Source organism: Halanaerobium hydrogeniformans (genome assembly GCF_000166415.1).
Taxonomy (GTDB): domain Bacteria; phylum Bacillota; class Halanaerobiia; order Halanaerobiales; family Halanaerobiaceae; genus Halanaerobium; species Halanaerobium hydrogeniformans.
In genome coordinates this window covers 584,298-603,832 of the sequence record NC_014654.1, presented here as the reverse complement: position 1 = coordinate 603,832, position 19,535 = coordinate 584,298, and the positions used below count along the sequence as shown (strand labels likewise).

Below are 19,535 nucleotides of genomic sequence, written 5' to 3'. Positions count from 1 at the left end.
GCTTTAGTTACCGCTGACACGGGCTTTATCCTGGGCATTTTCTTCAAAAGCTCTCATTAAGGCATCTTCTCTACATAATCCCTGCTGTTTAAAGTCCTCGATTGCTGTAATCATCCGCTGATAATCTCTCGGCATAACCCTCACAAATTTATGCTTATACTCTTCCCAGTTGTTCAGGATTTCTTCTGCTTTAAGACTACCTGTGTAAGCTAAATGTTCTTTTATCATTTCTTTAACGATCGGGCCATCTTCTACCTCAGGCAGAGCTTCTAAATCAACCATCTCTTGATTGGCCTTTAAAGCAAAATCTCCATTAAGATCAAGCACATAAGCAGTTCCACCGGTCATCCCGGCAGCAAAATTGCGGCCAACCGAGCCGAGTACAACAACCCTACCACCTGTCATGTATTCACAACCATGGTCTCCAAGGCCTTCAACTACCGCCTCAACTCCACTATTGCGGACTGCAAACCTTTCCCCGCCAACTCCTTCTATATAGGCTTTACCAGAAGTTGCACCAAAAAAGGCTACATTACCAATAATGATATTTTCATCAGCCTTAAATGAAGCTTCAGCAGGTTTTTTAACAATTACCTTACCACCAGAAAGTCCTTTACCAAGATAGTCGTTGCTATCTCCACTAAGGCTAAATGTTAATCCTTTAGGTAAATAGGCGGCAAAACTCTGTCCAGCTGAACCTTTGAAGTTCAATTTGATCGTATCTTCTTTTAGGCCAGTTCCACCATATCTCTTTGTTATTTCACTACCAAGAATGGTTCCAACCACCCTGTCAGTATTTTTAATCGGTAGATCTTTTTCTATTGCTTCTCCATTTTCAATGGCATCTTTTGATAACTCAAGCAGTTCTCTCAAATCATAACTATTTTCCAGACCGTGTTCCTGTTTTTGTTGACAGAAAACAGCTTTCTTTCTGGCTACTTCAGGTTGATGTAAAATCGCTGAATAATCAAGTCCCTTCGCCTTCCAGTGATCAAAAGCCTTATCTCTACCCAATCTATCAACCCGGCCTATCATCTCATCAATTGTTCTAAAACCTAAGGCTGCCATCTCTTCTCTGAGATTTTCAGCCATAAAGCGCATAAAATTAACAACATGTTCCGGTTTACCTGTAAATTTCTTTCTTAATTCCGGGTCCTGGGTTGCAACTCCAACCGGACAGGTATTTTTATTACAGACCCGCATCATAACACAACCTAAGGCAACTAAAGGTGTTGTAGCAAAACCATATTCTTCAGCTCCCAGCATTGCAGCAACTGCAAGGTCTTTACCTGTCATAATCTTACCATCAGTTTCTAATTTAACCCTATCTCTTAAATCATTCAAAACCAGAGTCTGATGAGTTTCAGCCAGACCGAGCTCCCATGGTAAACCTGCATGTCTAATACTTGTTCTGGGAGAAGCACCTGTACCACCATCATAACCAGAGATTAAAATTACATCTGCTTTACCCTTGGCCACTCCAGCTGCTACGGTCCCTACCCCAACCTCAGATACCAATTTAACATTTATGTCGGCATTCCGATTGGCATTTTTTAGATCATGAATCAGCTGGGCCAGATCTTCTATAGAATAAATGTCATGATGAGGAGGGGGGGAGATCAAGCCAACACCAGGTGTTGTTCCCCTAACTTCAGCTACCCAGGGATAAACCTTCTTGCCGGGCAGCTGACCACCTTCACCGGGTTTAGCACCCTGGGCCATCTTGATCTGGATCTCCTCAGCAGAAACGAGATAACTTGAATCAACTCCAAAGCGACCTGAAGCAACCTGTTTAATTGCACTATTGCGGAGATCACCATTGGCATCGCGAGTATAACGATCAGGGTCTTCTCCACCTTCACCGGTGTTCGACTTACCGCCGATTCTATTCATCGCAATGGCCAAAGCTTCATGGGCTTCCTGGCTGATTGAACCATATGACATAGCACCTGTTTTAAAGCGCTTCATTATATTTTCAGCTGGCTCAACCTCTTCTAAAGGAATAGCTTCTGCAGCATAATCAGGCTCAAGCAGTCCTCTTAAGGTTAGCATTTTATCACTTTGGTCATTTATTTTAGCTGCATATTCTTTATATAATTGATAATTATCTTCCCTAACTGCTCTCTGCAGCAGGTAGATGGTTTCCGGATTGTATAGATGTTCTTCTCCATCTTTTCGCCAGGCAAAATTACTTCCAGGATCAAGGGTATCTCTTTCTATTTTAATTCCCTTAAAGGCACTATCATGTCTGAGCTGGCTTTCTTTTGCTATTTCTTCTAAGCCTATTCCACCAATTCGAGAAGGTGTACGACAGAAGTATTTATCGATCACTTCTTCTCCAATCCCGATCGCTTCAAAAATCTGGGCTCCTCTGTAGCTTTGTACAGTTGAAATACCCATCTTGGCCATTACCTTGATAACCCCTTTAACAGCTGCCTTAATATATTTTTGCACAGCCTTTTTGCTGTCCATCTCCAAATGACCTTCCTTAACTAAGTCAACCAGGGAAGCATAGGCTAAATATGGGTTAACAGCATCCAGACCATAACCGATCAAAAGTGCAAAATGATGAACCTCTCTTGGCTCTCCTGATTCTAAGACTATGGAGACCTTTGTCCTGCTTCCATTTTTAATCAGATGATGGTGTAAAGCAGATACGGCAAGAAGGGCTGGAATCGGCAGTTTATCAGCATTGATTTTTTTATCTGTTAAAATAATAATATTTGTTCCATTTTCAATTAAACTATCTGCTTTAGCAAAAATTTCGTTGATTGCTTTTTCTAAATCATTTTCTTCTTTATCAAATATAATATCTATTTCAGCTGTTTTAAAACCAGCTTGATCAAGTTCTTTAATCTTTTTAAGTTGAGCATTGCTCAAAAATGGATCTTCTAATTCCAACTGTCTACAACTTTTAGCTTCAGGAGAAAGCAGATTGCCTTCTGAACCTAAATATGATTTGCTGGCGGTAATTAACTTCTCCCTAATCGAATCAATGGGAGGGTTTGTTACCTGGGCAAATAATTGTTTAAAATAGTTATATAAAAGCTGGGGTTGATCAGATAAAACAGCCAAAGAGGCGTCATTACCCATAGAACCGATCGGATCAACTCCATCTCTAGCCATTGGAATCAATATTTTTTGCAGATCTTCATAACTGTAGCCAAAACTTTTCTGCATTCTGAGCAGCCGTTTGGAATCAATCTCTAAGTCCTGCTCACTATCTTCCATATTATTTATCTCTTCCATTTTAAGCAGATTATCATCCAGCCATTCTCCATACGGTTCAGCTGCTGAAATTTCTGCTTTAAGTTCTTTATCATTGATAATTCTACCCTTTTCAGTATCTAATAAAAGCATCCTGCCGGGCTCTAACCTCTGTTTGCTGACTATCTTTTCTTCCGGTAGATCTAATACTCCCACTTCAGAAGCAACTATTAAAAGATCATCATCGGTAATATAGTAACGGGAGGGACGGAGTCCATTTCTATCAAGCACAGCTCCAACCTGGGTTCCATCTGTAAAAGCCATGGCTGCTGGACCATCCCAGGCTTCCATTAAAGTACTATGAAAATGATAAAAATCTCTTTTTTTCTCTTCCATTAAATCATTGTGCTCCCATGGTTCTGGAATCATCATCATCATCGAATGGGCCAGAGAACGTCCAGATAAATAAAGAAATTCCAGGGCATTATCAAATCGAGCTGAATCACTGCCATCTTCATTGATTACAGGCAGAAGCTCAGCTAAATCATTCCCAAAAGCTTTGCTGGCAAATAGACTCTCTCTTCCCCGCATCCAATTCTGGTTACCAAGCATAGTATTTATCTCACCATTATGGATTAAATAGCGATTGGGATGGGCTCTCTCCCAGCTGGGAAAGGTATTTGTGCTAAAACGTGAATGAATCAGGGCAATTGCTGATTTAAGTTCAGGATCACTGAGATCTGGATAAAAACCTTTTAGCTGACCTGGTGTCAACATACCTTTATAGACTAAAGTCCGGCTTGAAAGTGAGGCAATGTAGAGCTCACCCTTATATTCTGAATTTCGAATCTTTTTTTCCAATCTTTTACGGATCAAATATAGTTTGCGTTCAAAATCAATCCCTGCTTTTATTTCAGCAGAGCGTTTAATAAAAAGCTGCTTAAAATAGGGCATAACCTCTCTGGCTGAATTACCAATTTCAGAAGAATCAACTGGTACATCTCTCCAACCGAGAACTTTTTGCCCCTCATCTGCAGTAATATCTTCTATTATTTTAACTATCACATTTCTTTTTTCTTCTTCTCTGGGTAGGAAGACCAGTCCTACTCCATAATCACCGACTTCAGGCAGTTTGAAATCATTTTCTAGAGCTTTAGCTCGTAAAAACTGATCTGGAATCTGCAGCAAAATACCTGCTCCATCTCCAGTGTTTTCTTCACTTCCTGTAGCTCCTCGGTGACTTAAATTGACAAGCACTTCCAGTGCCTGTTCCACTATCTGATGGGACTTTCTTCCTTTAATATGGCTTACAAATCCCATTCCACAAGCATCATGTTCAAATTCTGGACTGTACAATCCCTGCTTTTCAGGCATTCTACTAAATCGCATAATAATCATTCCTTCTCTTAAAGTTTTTCGCTTCTCTCCTGCTAATTAAATCTTGAAAGGTGTACTTCATAGTATAAATTGAAAAGCTTAAAGTGTAAATAGTAGTCATGATTTCTATACCTGTATACAGGGATTATATATATGTACCTGGTACCAGTATTGCATTGCATTGCATAGCAATACTGGTATAACAGCGCTTTAGCGTTTAGTACCTGGTACAGATAGGGCTAAAGTTCTCATTAGCTGTTCACTTAAACTTGCCAGCAATTTTGGGCTATCTTTTATTATCGCCTCTAAATCAGCCGGTCTATCTATAATACAAAAATAAGCGTCAATACCATGTTTCAAAACTTTTTCTACTCCTTCACCCAGGCTGCCTGCTACAGCGATAACAGGTATCTGTAATTTTTGAGCTCGCCTGCCAGCTCCAGTTGGCACCTTACCATTAATGCTCTGCCCATCCAACCTTCCTTCACCGGTTATCAAAAAATCTACACCTTCCAGTCTGGACTCAAAATCAAGACTATTTAATATAATCTCAATTCCAGCCTTTAATTCAGCACCTAAAAAAACTGCCAAGCCAGCTCCAAGTCCTCCGGCTGAACCAGCTCCAGCAATATGATTGCTGTTTATATTGAGTTCTTCCATAACAACCTGATTAAATTTTCGTAAATTATTATCAAGAATTTCTACCATCTTTTGATCAGCACCTTTTTGCGGTGCATATACATAGGCAGCACCATTTTCGCCATAAAGAGGGTTATCTACATCACAGGCTGCTAAAATTTCTACCTCTTTTAATCTGGGATCTAAGCTGCTTAAATCTATATTATCGATTTCAGCCAGACTTTCTCCTCCAAAAGCCAATTGCCTGCCATTTTTATCAGTAATTTTAGCACCTAAAGCCTGGGCCATCCCCACTCCAGCATCATTGGTAGCACTACCTCCAATTCCGATAATTATTTTTTCAATTCCTTTATCTAAAGCTGCTGCAATCAACTCTCCAGTTCCATATGTGGTAGTTTTAAGAGGATTTCTCTCAGCTTCAGCAAGCAGCGGAAGTCCAGAAGCAGCTGCCATCTCTATAACAGCAGTATTTTGCTCAGCAAGCAAACCATAAAAAGCCTCTACTTTTTCACCAAGAGGGCCTGTAACTTTCTTTTTGATTATTTCACCATCAGCAGCATCTACCAGGGATTGAACAGTTCCTTCTCCTCCATCTGCCAGGGGTAAAAGATCAACCTCTATCTGAGCATCAAAGTTTTTGATGCCTTTTTTGATATTTTCTGCTGCTTCTAAAGCTGTTAATGAGCCTTTAAAAGAATCCGGGGCAACAAGTATTTTCATAATATCACTCCTTAGTTATATAGGTACCTGGTACCAATATATATTTCAATTATAAACCAGAAACTTTAGCAGCACAAATTTGCTAATGCTAATTTTTCAGCATATAATTATATTAAGTTAAATGCCATTAGTTAGAAAATATTTATCTGGAAAAGGGGCGATAAGATGAATATAGAAAAATTAAAAGAAATCCTATTAAAGAGAAAAGAAATAATATTTGCTTATCTTTTCGGATCTTTTGCTGAAAATAAAGAAAATTCCCTTAGCGATATAGATTTAGCTGTCTATATAGATCAAAGTGAACCTCTCCATCTAAATCAAAACCAAGATTTGCATCAAAAGAGATACTAGCTTCGCGTCGGATGGAGCTTCTAACTGCTTCATATAGATTAAAGTTCAACCTATATTACTAGGTCAGTTTACAAGATGTTTGGCTTTTAAGTTTTGCTCCTAATAGTTTAGGATACCCTTAATCTTGAAGGATTGTCCACAAATCCATTATCTCTCGCCTCTTTGATAGGTCTGAGAATACATTTATCCTTATGATATTTACGAAGTATATTAAAGCTACCATTCTGATCAGCATTAATTAATAGGCCCTCGTTAGTTTTAAAGAGACCTCTGGTAATTCTTCTGGATTTATCATAGTTACTTTTATTTATTTTTTCCAGATCTACTGAATAGCGGCCAAATCGAATACGGTCATACTAAAGCTTACCTTGCGTAATTAAAATTAAAAGCTTTAGTACACCCAGAAGTATAGCTTTCATCAATTTCAACAACTTTGATACCTTTTAGTTTAGCTTTGTATTCAATTAATTTTTTTAATCTCTGGATTGGTATTTGGACAAAAGATTTAAGCTTGCTGCATTGTTTAATATTTTTTATATCTCTGATTACAATAGTTTCTACTTGATTTTCAATTGCTAAATCAACTATTTTGCAACTAGCTTTATGGAGATAATCGCTAATATAATTTCTTCTCTTTAATCTCAGATATTTTATTCGTTTAGTATCTCTAATTTTACTGGTAGCTAACTGCCTCATTCTAATGCTTTGTAGTCTGGCAATTTCTTTATTAAAATAAGAATTTTTGGATTTAATAGTTTTACCATTGATAATATAACAATCAAAATTGTTTTTAAATGTTAAAGTAGCCAAATTATCAAGACCTAGATCTATTGCCATTATGTTAGGGTTATTATTTTCTTTTATTTCCTCGGTCTTATAGATAATTAAGAGATACCATCTTTTAGAAATACGGTCCTGCTTAATCTTTATCTGCTGGACAGCATCTAAATCTATAATGCTTTGAACTGCTTCAGGCAGCTCAAAATTAAGGAGGCCAAATCGAATACGGTCATACTAAAGCTTTCCTTGCGTATTATAAATTAAAAGCTTTAGTGACCTTCACATTATATTTAGATTGTATCTTTTTAGATAAGGATAAGAGTAATTTGTTATCTTTAATTCTAACAGCTAAATTGGTAAAAATTATTTCACAGGGATTACTGTTCATATGTTTAAAATTAGGTGACCCTGGCTGCCCCTTATATTTTTGAGGATTCTTTTTATAATCTTTGAGAGAATTAAAAAAACTTTTCCAGTCCTTAGCTAACTGCTTTAATGCCTGCTGTCTGTTATGGGAGTGAAGGTAGTCATTATGCCAGTTATTTTTATATCTAGTTTCTAATTCAGTATAGACAGCTTTTACATCTTTATTATTTTTAATCTGATAATTGACTGTATTATATAATTTAGAGCAATGCCAGGCTAATTCATTAATTATTACTAATTGCTTATGGCTTAATTTAGGCTTGAATTTAAATGATAATCGCATTGATTTTTCACCTCCATCCTACTATAATTATATCATACATATGTTTGCTTGTAAAAGAAAAAATGGAGGTTTGATTTTTATGAATAGAGACTTAAATAACAATTATCATTCTGTTTATAGTCTACAATATCATTTAGTTGTATCTTCTGGTGGTGCTACTATTGAGACAATTAAAAAGTATATTGAAAATCAGAATAAATAGCCAATTCATCTCCACCCAATGCATAGCTTGGATGGAGTTTTCTTGGCAGTTTTAGATAAAAAACCTGAGAGTGGAGTTTTGCTAATTAATAAGTCCGATCAAAAATGAAGCCGCTTTCATGAAAAGACAATGCGAGAATATCTAGATTTTTTGCCGATGTATAAAGTTCAGGCTAAATATTTAGATAAAAGAATTAAAGAAAAAAGATTTGAGAGCTGAAAAGGTACCTGGTACCTACATATTTTTAAGCTAAAAAAAAGCAGCAGCTACTTTAAAAAGTAAAGCAACTGCTACCTTCTTATTATTTATAACTTAAATTCTTCTGATAATTAATCCTGCCATTCTAAAATTGGATAATCTTCATCACTGCCAAAATCCCAGATGTTTTCATCCCAGGCTTCATTTAGATTATCATAGCTATTGAAATCTTCTACTTTTCTATAAAGATTACTTCCCTTCAAATCATCTTCAGAAGCTAGTGCAACTCTACCAGTTAATTCACCTTCATCTTCCCCTATTATTTCAAGACTATTATCTAAGGCAAATGAATCAATAATCTCTGGTTTATCGCTACCATCTTTATTATTATAACCAACCAAGCCTCCTAAATTATGTTCTTCAGAATTTCCACCATTAATTTCTCCAATTGCGTAGCTATTCTCAATTTTAGGAGGATTATGATTGTTACGATTTTTGCCGACCAATCCCCCTAAATTAACTTCAACATTATCTCCAGCAGATACTAATTCAACATCTCCAGTTGCATAACTATTTTTAATTGTAGCGTCTTGATTACGTCCTACTAAACCACCTATTTCTATCCTTGCATCAGAATCATCACTATCATTGCTTCCTTTTACCAACCCTTCAGCATAACTTTGTTCAATTGTACCACTGTTATGTCCAACCAAACCACCTATATCTACTCTTATTTCATCAGAATTTTCTGCTTCTACATCTACATCTGCATAAGATTTTTCTATTGTGCCACCACTATTTTGGCCAACTAATCCGCCTACTCGACGCTCAGTAGCTGTCACAGAGCCTGTTGCATGCGAATTAATTATTTCACCAAAATTATTATATCCAACCAGTCCACCAACTCTTTGTTCACCTGTTATATCTACATCACCTCTTACATAAGAATCATAGATTGTCCCTTGATAATTTATACCAACCAGACCACCAACATGGTCATCACCTGTTATTTTTTCCTCACCTGTTACATAAGAATCATAGATTGTCCCTTGATAATTTATACCAACGAGCCCACCAAATTGAGCTTTACCACTTATATCTACATCTTTTATAGAGATATTCTCGATTGTCCCATTATGATTATATCCAACCAGACCACCAACAAATTTATCACCTGTTATATCTACATCTTTTATAGAGATATTCTCGATTGTCCCATCATTCCGACCAACAAGGCCACCAACATAATCATCACCTGTTATATATACATCTGCCAAGCCAAGATTTTTAATCTCCCCTGCTGAGTCTATTTCACTAAATAAACCAATATAATTTTCTCCTTCACGATCTATATATAAATCACTTATTACATAATCATTACCATCAAAAACACCCACAAATTCAACTGAATCAGCACCTATAGGATTCCAGCCTTTATCATCATTAGCATTTTCACTTGCATGTTCATCATAACCACTTACGTCTTCATTTAAGTTATTGACTAGCTCATAATCTTTTGTTAAATCTTCTCTAACATTATCTAACTCATGCCAATTTACTATTAAAGAATCATCAGAAGCACATTGACCATCCAGAGATTTTAGATCTACCGAATTGAATGTATTCTCAGCTTCATACTTTTCTTCTAAATCTATCTCATCATTTTCATAAGCGATTCCAATATTGGCTGAATCAATAGTATTATCTTTTATGATATGAAATTTGTCAGTATCAGATGAATCTTCAATAATTATTGCTATCTGTCTTTTATAATCACCGTTTGATTCTATTTCCATCCTTAGCCCTGAAACAGTATTCATATTATTTAATTTCAACAATGCATCATTTTCAGATGGTTCACCTTTCAATGTTGCCGAATTACCATCAGGAGCAAAAACAGCGGTACTTCCATTGCCATCACTTACTTCAAGTTCTCCGGTTTCAGCAGATATTAATTTTTGGCCTTCAGATAGGATTAATTGATCATAATTAATTTCTCCTGAAAGTATGATTAAATCATGTTCTTCACTGTTTAAATCACTTAACTTAGTAGGGTTATCTTCACTTCCATCGCCATCTCCATCATCAGTAACAAAATATACAGTGCCTATTTCTTCACCGGTTAAAGGATCAACAGCTATTCTTTCTTCTCTAATTTCTCCATCTTCTTCTGTTTCACTTATAATAATATCTAAATCTCTGACTGGTTTTTCTGTCATTCTTGCTTCTAATACCTCATCTGCAGTCATTTCGCTTTCTCTTTCTTCACTTTCTTTGCTATCTGAACTGCCGCCAAAAGGAATAGAAACTGAAAAAGTAGCCTTAGTTTCACTGTCCCTTAGATTATCATTCTGCCAGTCTACACCAAATTTATAGTTGATATCATCTCTTTCACCTATTAACTTATCTATTCTTAATTGTTGTCCTGTCATTGTTTCCATTTCATCAGCCGAAAATCTAAAGACTCTGAGATAGGCTCCAACATTATTTAAAAAGTCATCTCTTTCTCTAAGCCTTCTCCCTACTTCTAAATCAACACCATCCATACTTTTATAATATACTGCTCCACTACTAGCAAATATTAACTGCTGTTCATTATTCACCAAAAGCTCATTATTTGCATTCTCAGAACCAGCTGCCAGTACCTTATCATCATCACTTAAATAAGCATTGACCCTAAAATCCCACTGATCAGTTAATATTTCCCCACCGATGGTCCACATATCCCAGTAGTTATCATATTCATCCCGGCGATCTCTAAAAAGATATACACCGGCTAGAGCATTGTCTCTATCACTAAATTTTCTTCTATAGCCTAAACCAATATTCCATTCTTCAGGATCATCACTACCAACCCTATACCTTAAGTCAGAATAGACAATAGAATCTTCACTATTTCTTAAAGGATATAATATGCTTGCCTGACCTATAAAATCATCTCCGATGCTGCCATCAATATCAAACCTGGCCCTTCTATCCACTTCTCCATAACAAACCATTGTCAGCAAAAAAATTAGAAATATGAAAATTAGAGCACCAAAAAGAAAAAATTTGGCTTTATAGCTCATAAATTTAATACCTCCCTTTTAAAATCCGCAGAGCTTTTCTTTCTTCAATTTAATTTTAACAATTCTGAGAGAATAATTATATTACACTTTAGTGTAATATTTTCCAAAAATGATTTTCTATGCTATCACAAACGCCAAGAACAAAAAGATCTTTATAAAATTAGCTTTGAATAAACAGTTATCTTTATATATGCAATTTATACAAAAAGTCTGAGAGTTAACTAAATGACTGAAAAATAAAATCAAAATCATAATAAAAATTATAGTAAAAAATCTCTTATCAAATTCCATATTATTCTCCCCTCAAAAGATATATATATTTATTTTACTATACTAAAGCAGCAAAAGATATTACACTTTAGTGTAATATCTTCCAAATATTTCATCTAATTATGTCGATATTTATTGGTACCTGGTACCTATATAATAATAGTTATTATTACTTGAAAATTCTTTCAATATTATATATAATATTAATATCATTAATATAGAATTTAATTACAATTACTGTAAAAAGATTTAAATCTAGGTTTAAAAAGGAGCTAATATGAAATCTAACTTAAATACTAATTTATTCGATGAAGAAAATTGCAAAAAATTATTCACCAAAAACAAAAAGCTTGCTTTAATAATCATCCAGTTTAACAAGAAAACCAAACAAGCTTATATCAAATTTTTAAGCCGTGGAGCGGAAAAACTTTTAGGTTATCAAAGCACTGAATTAATAGATAAAAATTTTGCAGTAATTCTAAATAAAAATCAGACTAATATAATTTCAGACATAGTGAATAAAGCATTAAAAAATGAACTAAAGTATGAAGACATTGAGATCATAAATAAAAATAGGCAAAAAATTAAAGCTGAGCTCGAAATATATCCTTTTAAACTTAAACAAAAGAGCAAAGAAAATTTGAGCTTTGCTTTAAATATTTTAGATCCAGATCAATGCACCGAAAAACTAAAGAGCATCTTAAACAATGTCAAAAATGCAATCTGGTCTGCTTCCTGGCCTGATTATAAAACATATTATATTAGTCCTTCCATCAAAGATATTTATGGTTATGAAGCCGAAGACTTCAAAAATAATTTTAAACTCTGGTATGAATGTGTACATCCTGATGATAGAAATAAAATTAAAGAGACTTATAATGATTTACATAAAACAGGATTTTCCCAAAAAGAAATGCGTATCATCAAAAAAAGTGGTGAGATTATCTGGGTAGAAGATCAAAATAGATTTATATACAATGAAAACAACAATCCAATTAGAATTGAAGGAATTGTACAGGATATTACAGAAAGAAAAAAATCAGATGAAAAATTAGAATTTCAGTTTGATTTCCAAAAACTCATAGCAGATATTTCGTCTAATTTTGTTAAATTAGATTCTGATCAATTTGATGAAGCAGTAGATTATGCTTTAAAAAAAGTAGGAAGTTTTTTTGAAATAGATCGTAGTTACTTGTTTTTAACCTCTGAAGATGGGAGTAACAGCAGTAATACTCATGAATGGTGTAGAGATGGTATCGAGCCTAAGATTGATGAACTTCAGGATTTAGATAATGATTCTTTCCCCTGGTTTAGAGATAATTTAGTTAACAATCATTATGTTTACATTGCTGATACAGATCAATTGAGTGAAGATGCAGCTAATAAAAAAAAATCCTTAAAAGATCAAAAGATTAAGTCTTTAGTTGCAGTTGCTATTTTCAATAAAGATGAATTAAAAGGCTTTCTAGCTTTGAATCGGTAAAGAAAAAAAGAGCTTTTAGCAAAGAAGTAATATATCCTTTAGAAGTTTTAGGAGATCTTGTTTCTGCTGCTTATAACAAATATATTAATTTCAAAAAAATCACTCATCTTAATACACATGATAACCTAACGGGATTATATAATAGAAAGTGCTTTATTTCCGAAATGAAAAAATTGGACAAAAAAGAAAATCTCCCGATTGGAATAATCATGACAGATATCAATGGCCTTAAATTAATAAATAATAGTTACGGACAACAGATTGGCGATCAAATAATTATAAAAAGTGCGGAACTTTTAAAAACCACCCTCAAAAGCAATGATATTATCGGACGCTGGGGTGGAGATGAGTTCATAATTATAATGATTAATACTCACAAACAGGAAGTTGAGCTTTATACCCGTGAAATAAAAAATCTAATTAATATTGAGCCTCAAAGTAAAATTGATATCTCTTTGAGTGCTGGTTCAGCTTTGAAAATCACTGCAGAGGAAAAGATCTTAAATCTCATCCAGCAGGCAGAGCAGGCCTTATTTACAGATCAGCTAACAAAAGAAAAGAGCAGCAAAAATAAAATTGTCCAAAGCTTATTAAGTACTTTAAGAAATAAAAGTAATGAAACCGAGCATCATTCAGTCAGAATGGCAGAACTAGCTCAAGAGTTAGGCAGAGCTGTTGGGGTAGGAAATAATGATTTAAATAAACTTGCTCTATTGGCCAATATCCATGATATAGGTAAAATTACTATACCTGAATCAATCTTAAACAAGCCTGGAAAACCAGATAAAGAAGAATGGGAAATACTTAAAAAACATCCGATTAAAGGAGCAGAAATAGCCTCCGAAACTGATGAATTTGCTCCTGTAGCTGAAGAAATATTAAGCCACCATGAACACTTTGATGTCAGTGGTTATCCGAGGGGGTTAAAAGGCAAAGAGATTCCCCTTTTAGCAAGGATATTAACTATAGTTGATGCTTATGATGTCATGATAAATGAGAGGCCTTACAAAAAGGCAATGACTAAAAAAGAAGCCGATCTGGAATTACAAAGATGTGCAGGTAGTCAATTTGACCCAGAATTAGTGGATAAGTTTTTTAAAATAATTGAATCTGATCTTTAATTTAAAAGAAATTAATTTTGCTTTAGCAGATTTACCCCCTGTTAAAGTGTTAAAGCTCTCCCAAAAGGGAGAGCTTTTTTACATCTGATAATTATAAAGATTTCTTTTCAAACCAGCTTCACATATATCTCGATAGATAAAACAATAATTTATTTCATTTTCTGATTCGCCCACCGGAAAAGCCTGGATCTCAACTTCAATTTTTTCACCGCTTTTTTTCTGCCGGTATGTTTTCACATTTATTTCTCTTCCAGCTTTTAGAGCCTCAATATTTTTTTCTGACTCAGCTCTTTTTTCTCGGGGCAGCAAAAAGTCTTTAATATTAATTCCCAGCACATCATTTCTTTGAAAACCAAAAACATTTAAAAAATAGGGGTTTACTTTCTCCACATTAAATTCCTCATCCAGGATAATTATACCCTGTCTTGACCGCTCAAATAAATTTTCAAAAAGCTTATTTTCACTACCAATAACTGCTTTGCTCTCTAATTGATTAAATTTTTCTTTAACTTTTTGCTCAATATTAAGCTTTCTTTTTTCCATAATATGAACAAATGCATCTACAACCACGGGTGAAAACTGGCTGCCTCTATTTTCTTTGATTTCTTCGAGTGCTTCCTTTTTTGTTAATGATTTTCTGTATGATCTATCAGAAGTCATGGCATCCCAGGTATCTGACACCGAAAGAATCTGTGAAATTACTGGAATCTCATTGCGCTCTAAACCATTTGGATATCCCTTACCATCCCACCTTTCATGATGATAATGAATATACCTGGCAATATTTTTTAAAGCATCAGAATCAGAAAGCGATTTGCTGCCCCACAAAGGGTGCCTTTTGATCAGATCATATTCAACATCTGTTAACCTGTTTTTCTTATTAAGTATATTAATTGGAATCAAAAGCTTACCGATATCATGTACCATTCCTGCCCAATATGCATCCATCACATTTTTATCTGACAACTCCATTTCCTCTGCTAATAAAAGCGATAAATTAGCTACATGTTCGGAGTGACCCTTTGTATACATGTCATACATTTCTAAGATTTTAATAATAGAATTTATTAACTCTTTAGTAAACTTAGCCTGTAATTTATCATATTTTTTGTAAGCGAAATGAGAGGAAGCCAAAGCAGCAAAGGATTCTAAAATAATAGAGCTAAGATTACTAAAATTCTGATCACTTTCTTCTGCAATATCTAAGCTTATTCGACCTATTACCTTACCTTTAACTTTAATTTCATTGTAAATAGATTCCTTAATCGGTCTTAGAGCCCTAATGATCTCTTCACGCTGTTTTTTTGGCAGCTTTTCAAGTTTTATCGTATAATCTCGAATACATTTAGAATTATAATCACTTAAATCACAAACGAAAATTTTGTTGATATCAGTTTTCCTTAAAATTTCAAAATCATGGCCTACAGCACTTACAAACTTACATTTCTCACCTTCAAAAATATATATTTTTCCATAATCAGCCTCAGGAATAATATGAACCGCACTGCTGAGAATTTTAGTTAAAAAATCTTCTTCAACTTCCTCTGGATTGTCATTTAAGGCAGAAACCGCAGCTATCATCTTAACGAACCTCTGATTTTTGCTTTTAATCTTTTGATCTGCCTGCTCTAAATTGTTATTAAGCTGCTGTTTTTGCTCTTTGAGATCTCGAAGATCTTTTTCTTTTAATTTAAGCAGGCGATTATTATCCCTTATCATTGCTAGATATTTTTTTAAAAATAGAAAAGAGAACAAAGAACTCAAAAGAACAAATATTAAAAAATTATAGCTCTGTAGTTGATTATACTGTTCAAAGTTATCTGAGAATAAAGGAAGATATCGCTGAGAAAAATAAACCCAGCTTATTCCTATAATAAGATATACAAATATAATTTTCTTTTCTTTTTTAAACAATATAATCAACACCCCCAGTCAGCTATAAGTGCTATTGGTACCAGGTACCTATCACCTATCGCTGTTCTTTTTCAAATACTGTAATAATACTATCCCAGGCGGCTCTGATATGCCCTTCTGCAGATTCTCTTGCTTTATCAGGGTCACCATTTATAATGGCCTCTCCTAATTCCTGATGTTCCTGTAAAAATTCCTGTAACCTACCCTGTCTACTAAAACTGCTGCGGCGAAAACGGGTTGCCTGTTCAAAAAGCGTATCAAGAAATTTTTCCAGCCACTTATTATCAGAAGCTTCCTTTATAATCCTGTGAAAGGCAATATCAACTTTAATACAGCCCCGGTAATCATTATGGGCAATATGGTCTTTCAGCTCTTCAGTATATTCTTTTAATTTTTCTTTCTGCTTTTCAGTAATATTCTGAGCTGCCAGATAAGCGGCCAGCCCTTCAAGTTCTGCCCTCAATTGAAAAATATCATCAATTTCTTTTTTAGTTTCAATCCCGGCTACAAAAACTCCCTGCTGAGGAATGATGTTGATCAATTCCTCCTGTTCTAACATCCTGAATGCCTCTCTAACAGGAGTTCTGCTGACACTAAGTTCATCAGCAATTTCCATTTCAGTAATTTTTTCGCCGATCATTAATTCGCCCTTTAAAATTGCCTCCCTCAAAACATTGTAAACCTGTTTACGCAGGGGTTCATAACTATAAGAATCAATGGCTGATAAATTAAATTTACTCATACTATAACACTTCCTTCTCTTTATTAAAGCTCTGAATTTCCATCTTCGAGCCTCTTAATACCAATGCTTTTTAAAAATCTTTCGAAGCCTTTTACACCAACAATATCATTCTTAAAAACTCCAGCCCTTTCTAAAACCTGGCTGAATTTTTTAGCTGTTTCTTTTTCTAAGATCTTTTCTGCCTGCTCAAACTGAAGCTCATTTCCATAAGTGCTTTCCAGTTCTTCTACCCATTCTAAATGTTTTGCCATTCCTTCTGCAGCCTTAAGTTCCTCAAGGCTAAGCTTTGCACTTAGATATTCAGCTATAAGATTAAGCTCTTTTTTTAAACGCCCCGGTAAAATAGCCCTCCCCATTACTTCTATTAAACCTATATTCTCTTTTTTAATATGATGCAGCTTTTGATGAGGATGGAAAATACCATAAGGGTATTCCTCACTACAGCGGTTATTGCGCAGTACCAGATCAAGCTCATACTGTTCAGCCTGTTCTTCACTACCATACTTTCTTTTCCGGGCAATTGGAGTAACCGTATTATGGGCTGTTTTCTTGCCCTCCTCTTTGCTGTAGGCCTTGATCTTTAAACCATGGTCTGTATATTCACGCCAGTTTTGCAGTATCTTATCAGCCAGATTGATAAGCTCTCCCCGCTCTGCTGACCTTAGCCTGATCACCGACAAAGGCCATTTAAGCCTCGATATCTCAATATCCATAAAAGTGGGGTGTTCATAATAAGCAACACTTTCTGCTTCTTCCATCGGGAATATATGTCTACCTCCCTGAAAATGGTCATGGTTTAAGATTGATCCACCCACTAAAGGTAAATCTGCATTAGAACCGATAAAATAATGGGGTATCTGATCTAAAAAGTCCATCAAAACTGCAAAGGTGTTCTTGTTGATATTCATCGGCTTATGTTCCCGATGAAAAACTATACAGTGTTCATTATAGTAAACATAGGGAGAATACTGTAAAAACCAGTCTTCATTCTGTAACTTCAGGGGGATTACCCGATGGTTCTGCCTGGCAGGATGATTTAAACTACCTGCATAACCAACATTTTCTAAACAGAGATAACATTTAGGATAATTGCTCTGTGGTTCTGCTTTGGCCCTGGCAATTTCTGCTGGATCTTTTTCTGGTTTAGAGAGGTTGATTGTGATCTCAATTTGACCGTAATCACTTTCTGCCTTCCAGTTTAAGTTTTTAGAAGTTCTCTTAAGCCTGATGTAATTGCTTTTTTGAGCAAAATTATAATATTGCTCGGCTGCAGCTTTGACATCGACCTCTTCAGCGGTCTCATAAAAACGCTTGGCTATTTCTGACTGTCTGGGGGTTAGGGCACCCATGATCCTGGTATCTAAAAGGTCTCTTTCAGTCAGATTATCATTGATTAAAGACTTAGCCACTGCAAAATCAAGCAGACCATCAAGGATTGGCTGGGGATTATCGGCTAATTCAAGCTCTGATTCCGAATCCAATGCTTCTGCTGGTGCTTCTTTGATCTCTAAAATATCTCTAATTTCATTTCTAGCAGCTATTTTATCCCACTCAACCAATAAATTGTTTTTTTCACCATAGGCTAAAAGTTTTTCTATCAGTTGATTTGCTTTAGCTACCTGCACACAATTACCTCCTTTAAATCAAGCTCTATATATATTGTAATTTATTTCACCAAAAAAATCCACTTTTAAACATTTTTTTTAATTTATCAAATTATAAAAAAGCTTAAAGTCTAACTATCACATCTTCTGCAGCTGATTTTCGCATTGCTTCAACCACCTCAAGATTAGCAAAACTTTCTTCCTCAACACTTAAGGGTACTTCTTTTTGATTGAGAATAGCATCAGCAAAAGCTTCAACCTCTAATCTGTACTGTTCACCTGTTTCTACAGGCATTTTTTGTTTATGACCTTCCTGCTCAACTAAAAAATAATTATCATCTTTCCAGGCAAAAAATCCAGGCACCTTAATAATACCTCTGGTTCCAATAATCTCAATATCTTTTTCTTCATAAGACATTATAGAATAATAGAGGCTGGCAAATGAACCACCTGCAAAATAAAGGGTTGCACTACCACTTAAGTCAACTCCATCTGCACTTTCTTTTTCAAAGAAATTAGCTACTTTAGTTGGATTCTCCCCCATTAAATAACGGGCAATATTAACGGTATAGCAGCCGATATCATTTAAAGCTCCACCATCTAATTCGGCATTAAGCCTGAGATCCTGGCCTCTATCACTTACATCAAAGGCAAAATTAGCTTTAATCTCCTTGATTTCTCCGATAACACCTTTATCAACCATTTCTTTGAGTTTAATCACAAAGGGCTGAAATCTATACATAAAACCTTCCATCAGCAGTACATCATTTTCTTGAGCTGCTTTTAACATCGCTTCAGCTTCTTTTTTCGAACTACCTGAAAGAGGTTTTTCACATAATATATTTTTACCTGCTTCAGCTGCCTTGATTGTCCACTCTTTATGAAGTTTATTTGGTAATGGTATATAAACTGCTTCAATATTTTGATCTTCAAGCAGCTTTTGATAATCATCATAATATTTTTCTGCTCCAAATTCTTTTGCAAAACTTTCTGCTTTCTTTTTACTGCGGCTAGCTACTGCATAAAGCTCACTATTATCTGCTGCTAAAATTGCTGGTATAGTAGCTTTTCTTGCAATATTTGCACAACCTAAAATTCCCCATTTTACTTTAGTCATAATATCTCTCCTTGATTAATATAGTTAATTTTA

Annotated in this window: 11 protein-coding genes and 1 pseudogene; 4 read left to right on the top strand and 8 right to left on the bottom strand. The window is 35.0% G+C overall.

The genetic code is table 11. The annotated features are described in order from the left end of the window. Positions 1-3 precede the first annotated feature (3 nt). Positions 4-4,596, bottom strand: coding sequence for a glutamate synthase large subunit (gltB, locus tag HALSA_RS02600; RefSeq protein WP_013405087.1), 4,593 nt, complete (start codon positions 4,594-4,596; stop codon positions 4-6). Positions 4,597-4,794: 198 nt separating this feature from the next. Beyond that, positions 4,795-5,943: a glycerate kinase family protein gene (locus HALSA_RS02595; protein WP_013405086.1), complete on the bottom strand. Its 1,149-nt coding sequence runs from the start codon at positions 5,941-5,943 to the stop codon at positions 4,795-4,797. A 165-nt stretch (positions 5,944-6,108) separates the two neighbouring features. On the opposite strand from HALSA_RS02595, the gene HALSA_RS02590 reads away from it, so the two are divergent. Then, on the top strand, positions 6,109-6,294 hold the full coding sequence (locus tag HALSA_RS02590) for a nucleotidyltransferase domain-containing protein (protein ID WP_041595758.1): 186 nt from the start codon (positions 6,109-6,111) through the stop codon (positions 6,292-6,294). Positions 6,295-6,401: 107 nt separating this feature from the next. Here the strand turns inward: HALSA_RS02590 and HALSA_RS13295 are convergent. Next, positions 6,402-7,783, bottom strand: a pseudogene (locus HALSA_RS13295) (RNA-guided endonuclease InsQ/TnpB family protein). Between the two features lie 79 nt (positions 7,784-7,862). Between HALSA_RS13295 and HALSA_RS12915 the strand changes: the two are divergent. Then, positions 7,863-7,985, top strand: coding sequence for a transposase (locus HALSA_RS12915; RefSeq protein ID WP_238524772.1), 123 nt, complete (start codon positions 7,863-7,865; stop codon positions 7,983-7,985). Between the two features lie 329 nt (positions 7,986-8,314). Here the strand turns inward: HALSA_RS12915 and HALSA_RS02580 are convergent, their stop codons facing one another. Continuing rightward, positions 8,315-11,251: an inverse autotransporter beta-barrel domain-containing protein gene (locus tag HALSA_RS02580; RefSeq protein ID WP_013405085.1), complete on the bottom strand. Its 2,937-nt coding sequence runs from the start codon at positions 11,249-11,251 to the stop codon at positions 8,315-8,317. A gap of 547 nt (positions 11,252-11,798) precedes the next feature. Between HALSA_RS02580 and HALSA_RS02575 the strand changes: the two genes are divergently transcribed. Next, positions 11,799-13,004 (top strand): PAS domain-containing protein, encoded by a 1,206-nt coding sequence (locus tag HALSA_RS02575; protein WP_013405084.1) that lies wholly within the window; start codon positions 11,799-11,801, stop codon positions 13,002-13,004. Further along, on the top strand, positions 12,974-14,125 hold the full coding sequence (locus tag HALSA_RS02570) for a diguanylate cyclase (RefSeq protein ID WP_337998478.1): 1,152 nt from the start codon (positions 12,974-12,976) through the stop codon (positions 14,123-14,125). The genes HALSA_RS02575 and HALSA_RS02570 overlap by 31 nt, the downstream gene beginning before the upstream one ends. Before the next feature lie 78 nt (positions 14,126-14,203). On the opposite strand, the gene HALSA_RS02565 is transcribed toward HALSA_RS02570, so the two are convergent. The 4 genes from HALSA_RS02565 to HALSA_RS02550 all read right to left on the bottom strand — a co-directional run bounded on the left by HALSA_RS02565 (position 14,204) and on the right by HALSA_RS02550 (position 19,502). Continuing rightward, positions 14,204-16,039, bottom strand: coding sequence for an HD domain-containing phosphohydrolase (locus HALSA_RS02565; protein ID WP_013405082.1), 1,836 nt, complete (start codon positions 16,037-16,039; stop codon positions 14,204-14,206). A gap of 55 nt (positions 16,040-16,094) precedes the next feature. Further along, positions 16,095-16,781 carry a GntR family transcriptional regulator gene (locus HALSA_RS02560; RefSeq protein ID WP_013405081.1) on the bottom strand — a complete coding sequence of 229 codons (687 nt, stop codon included), beginning with the start codon at positions 16,779-16,781 and terminating at the stop codon, positions 16,095-16,097. Positions 16,782-16,804: 23 nt separating this feature from the next. Continuing rightward, positions 16,805-18,406: a UDP-glucose--hexose-1-phosphate uridylyltransferase gene (locus tag HALSA_RS02555; RefSeq protein WP_013405080.1), complete on the bottom strand. Its 1,602-nt coding sequence runs from the start codon at positions 18,404-18,406 to the stop codon at positions 16,805-16,807. A gap of 103 nt (positions 18,407-18,509) precedes the next feature. Then, on the bottom strand, positions 18,510-19,502 hold the full coding sequence (locus HALSA_RS02550; RefSeq protein ID WP_013405079.1) for a Gfo/Idh/MocA family protein: 993 nt from the start codon (positions 19,500-19,502) through the stop codon (positions 18,510-18,512). Positions 19,503-19,535: the final 33 nt, after the last annotated feature.

What these genes read in the sequence shown, in the direction of transcription:
- gltB (WP_013405087.1), bottom strand. Translation starts at nt 4,596, where the DNA reads ATGCGATTTAGTAGAATGCCTGAAAAGCAGGGATTGTACAGTCCAGAA.
- HALSA_RS02595 (WP_013405086.1), bottom strand. Translation starts at nt 5,943, where the DNA reads ATGAAAATACTTGTTGCCCCGGATTCTTTTAAAGGCTCATTAACAGCT.
- HALSA_RS02590 (WP_041595758.1), top strand. Translation starts at nt 6,109, where the DNA reads ATGAATATAGAAAAATTAAAAGAAATCCTATTAAAGAGAAAAGAAATA.
- HALSA_RS12915 (WP_238524772.1), top strand. Translation starts at nt 7,863, where the DNA reads ATGAATAGAGACTTAAATAACAATTATCATTCTGTTTATAGTCTACAA.
- HALSA_RS02580 (WP_013405085.1), bottom strand. Translation starts at nt 11,251, where the DNA reads ATGAGCTATAAAGCCAAATTTTTTCTTTTTGGTGCTCTAATTTTCATA.
- HALSA_RS02575 (WP_013405084.1), top strand. Translation starts at nt 11,799, where the DNA reads ATGAAATCTAACTTAAATACTAATTTATTCGATGAAGAAAATTGCAAA.
- HALSA_RS02560 (WP_013405081.1), bottom strand. Translation starts at nt 16,781, where the DNA reads ATGAGTAAATTTAATTTATCAGCCATTGATTCTTATAGTTATGAACCC.
- HALSA_RS02550 (WP_013405079.1), bottom strand. Translation starts at nt 19,502, where the DNA reads ATGACTAAAGTAAAATGGGGAATTTTAGGTTGTGCAAATATTGCAAGA.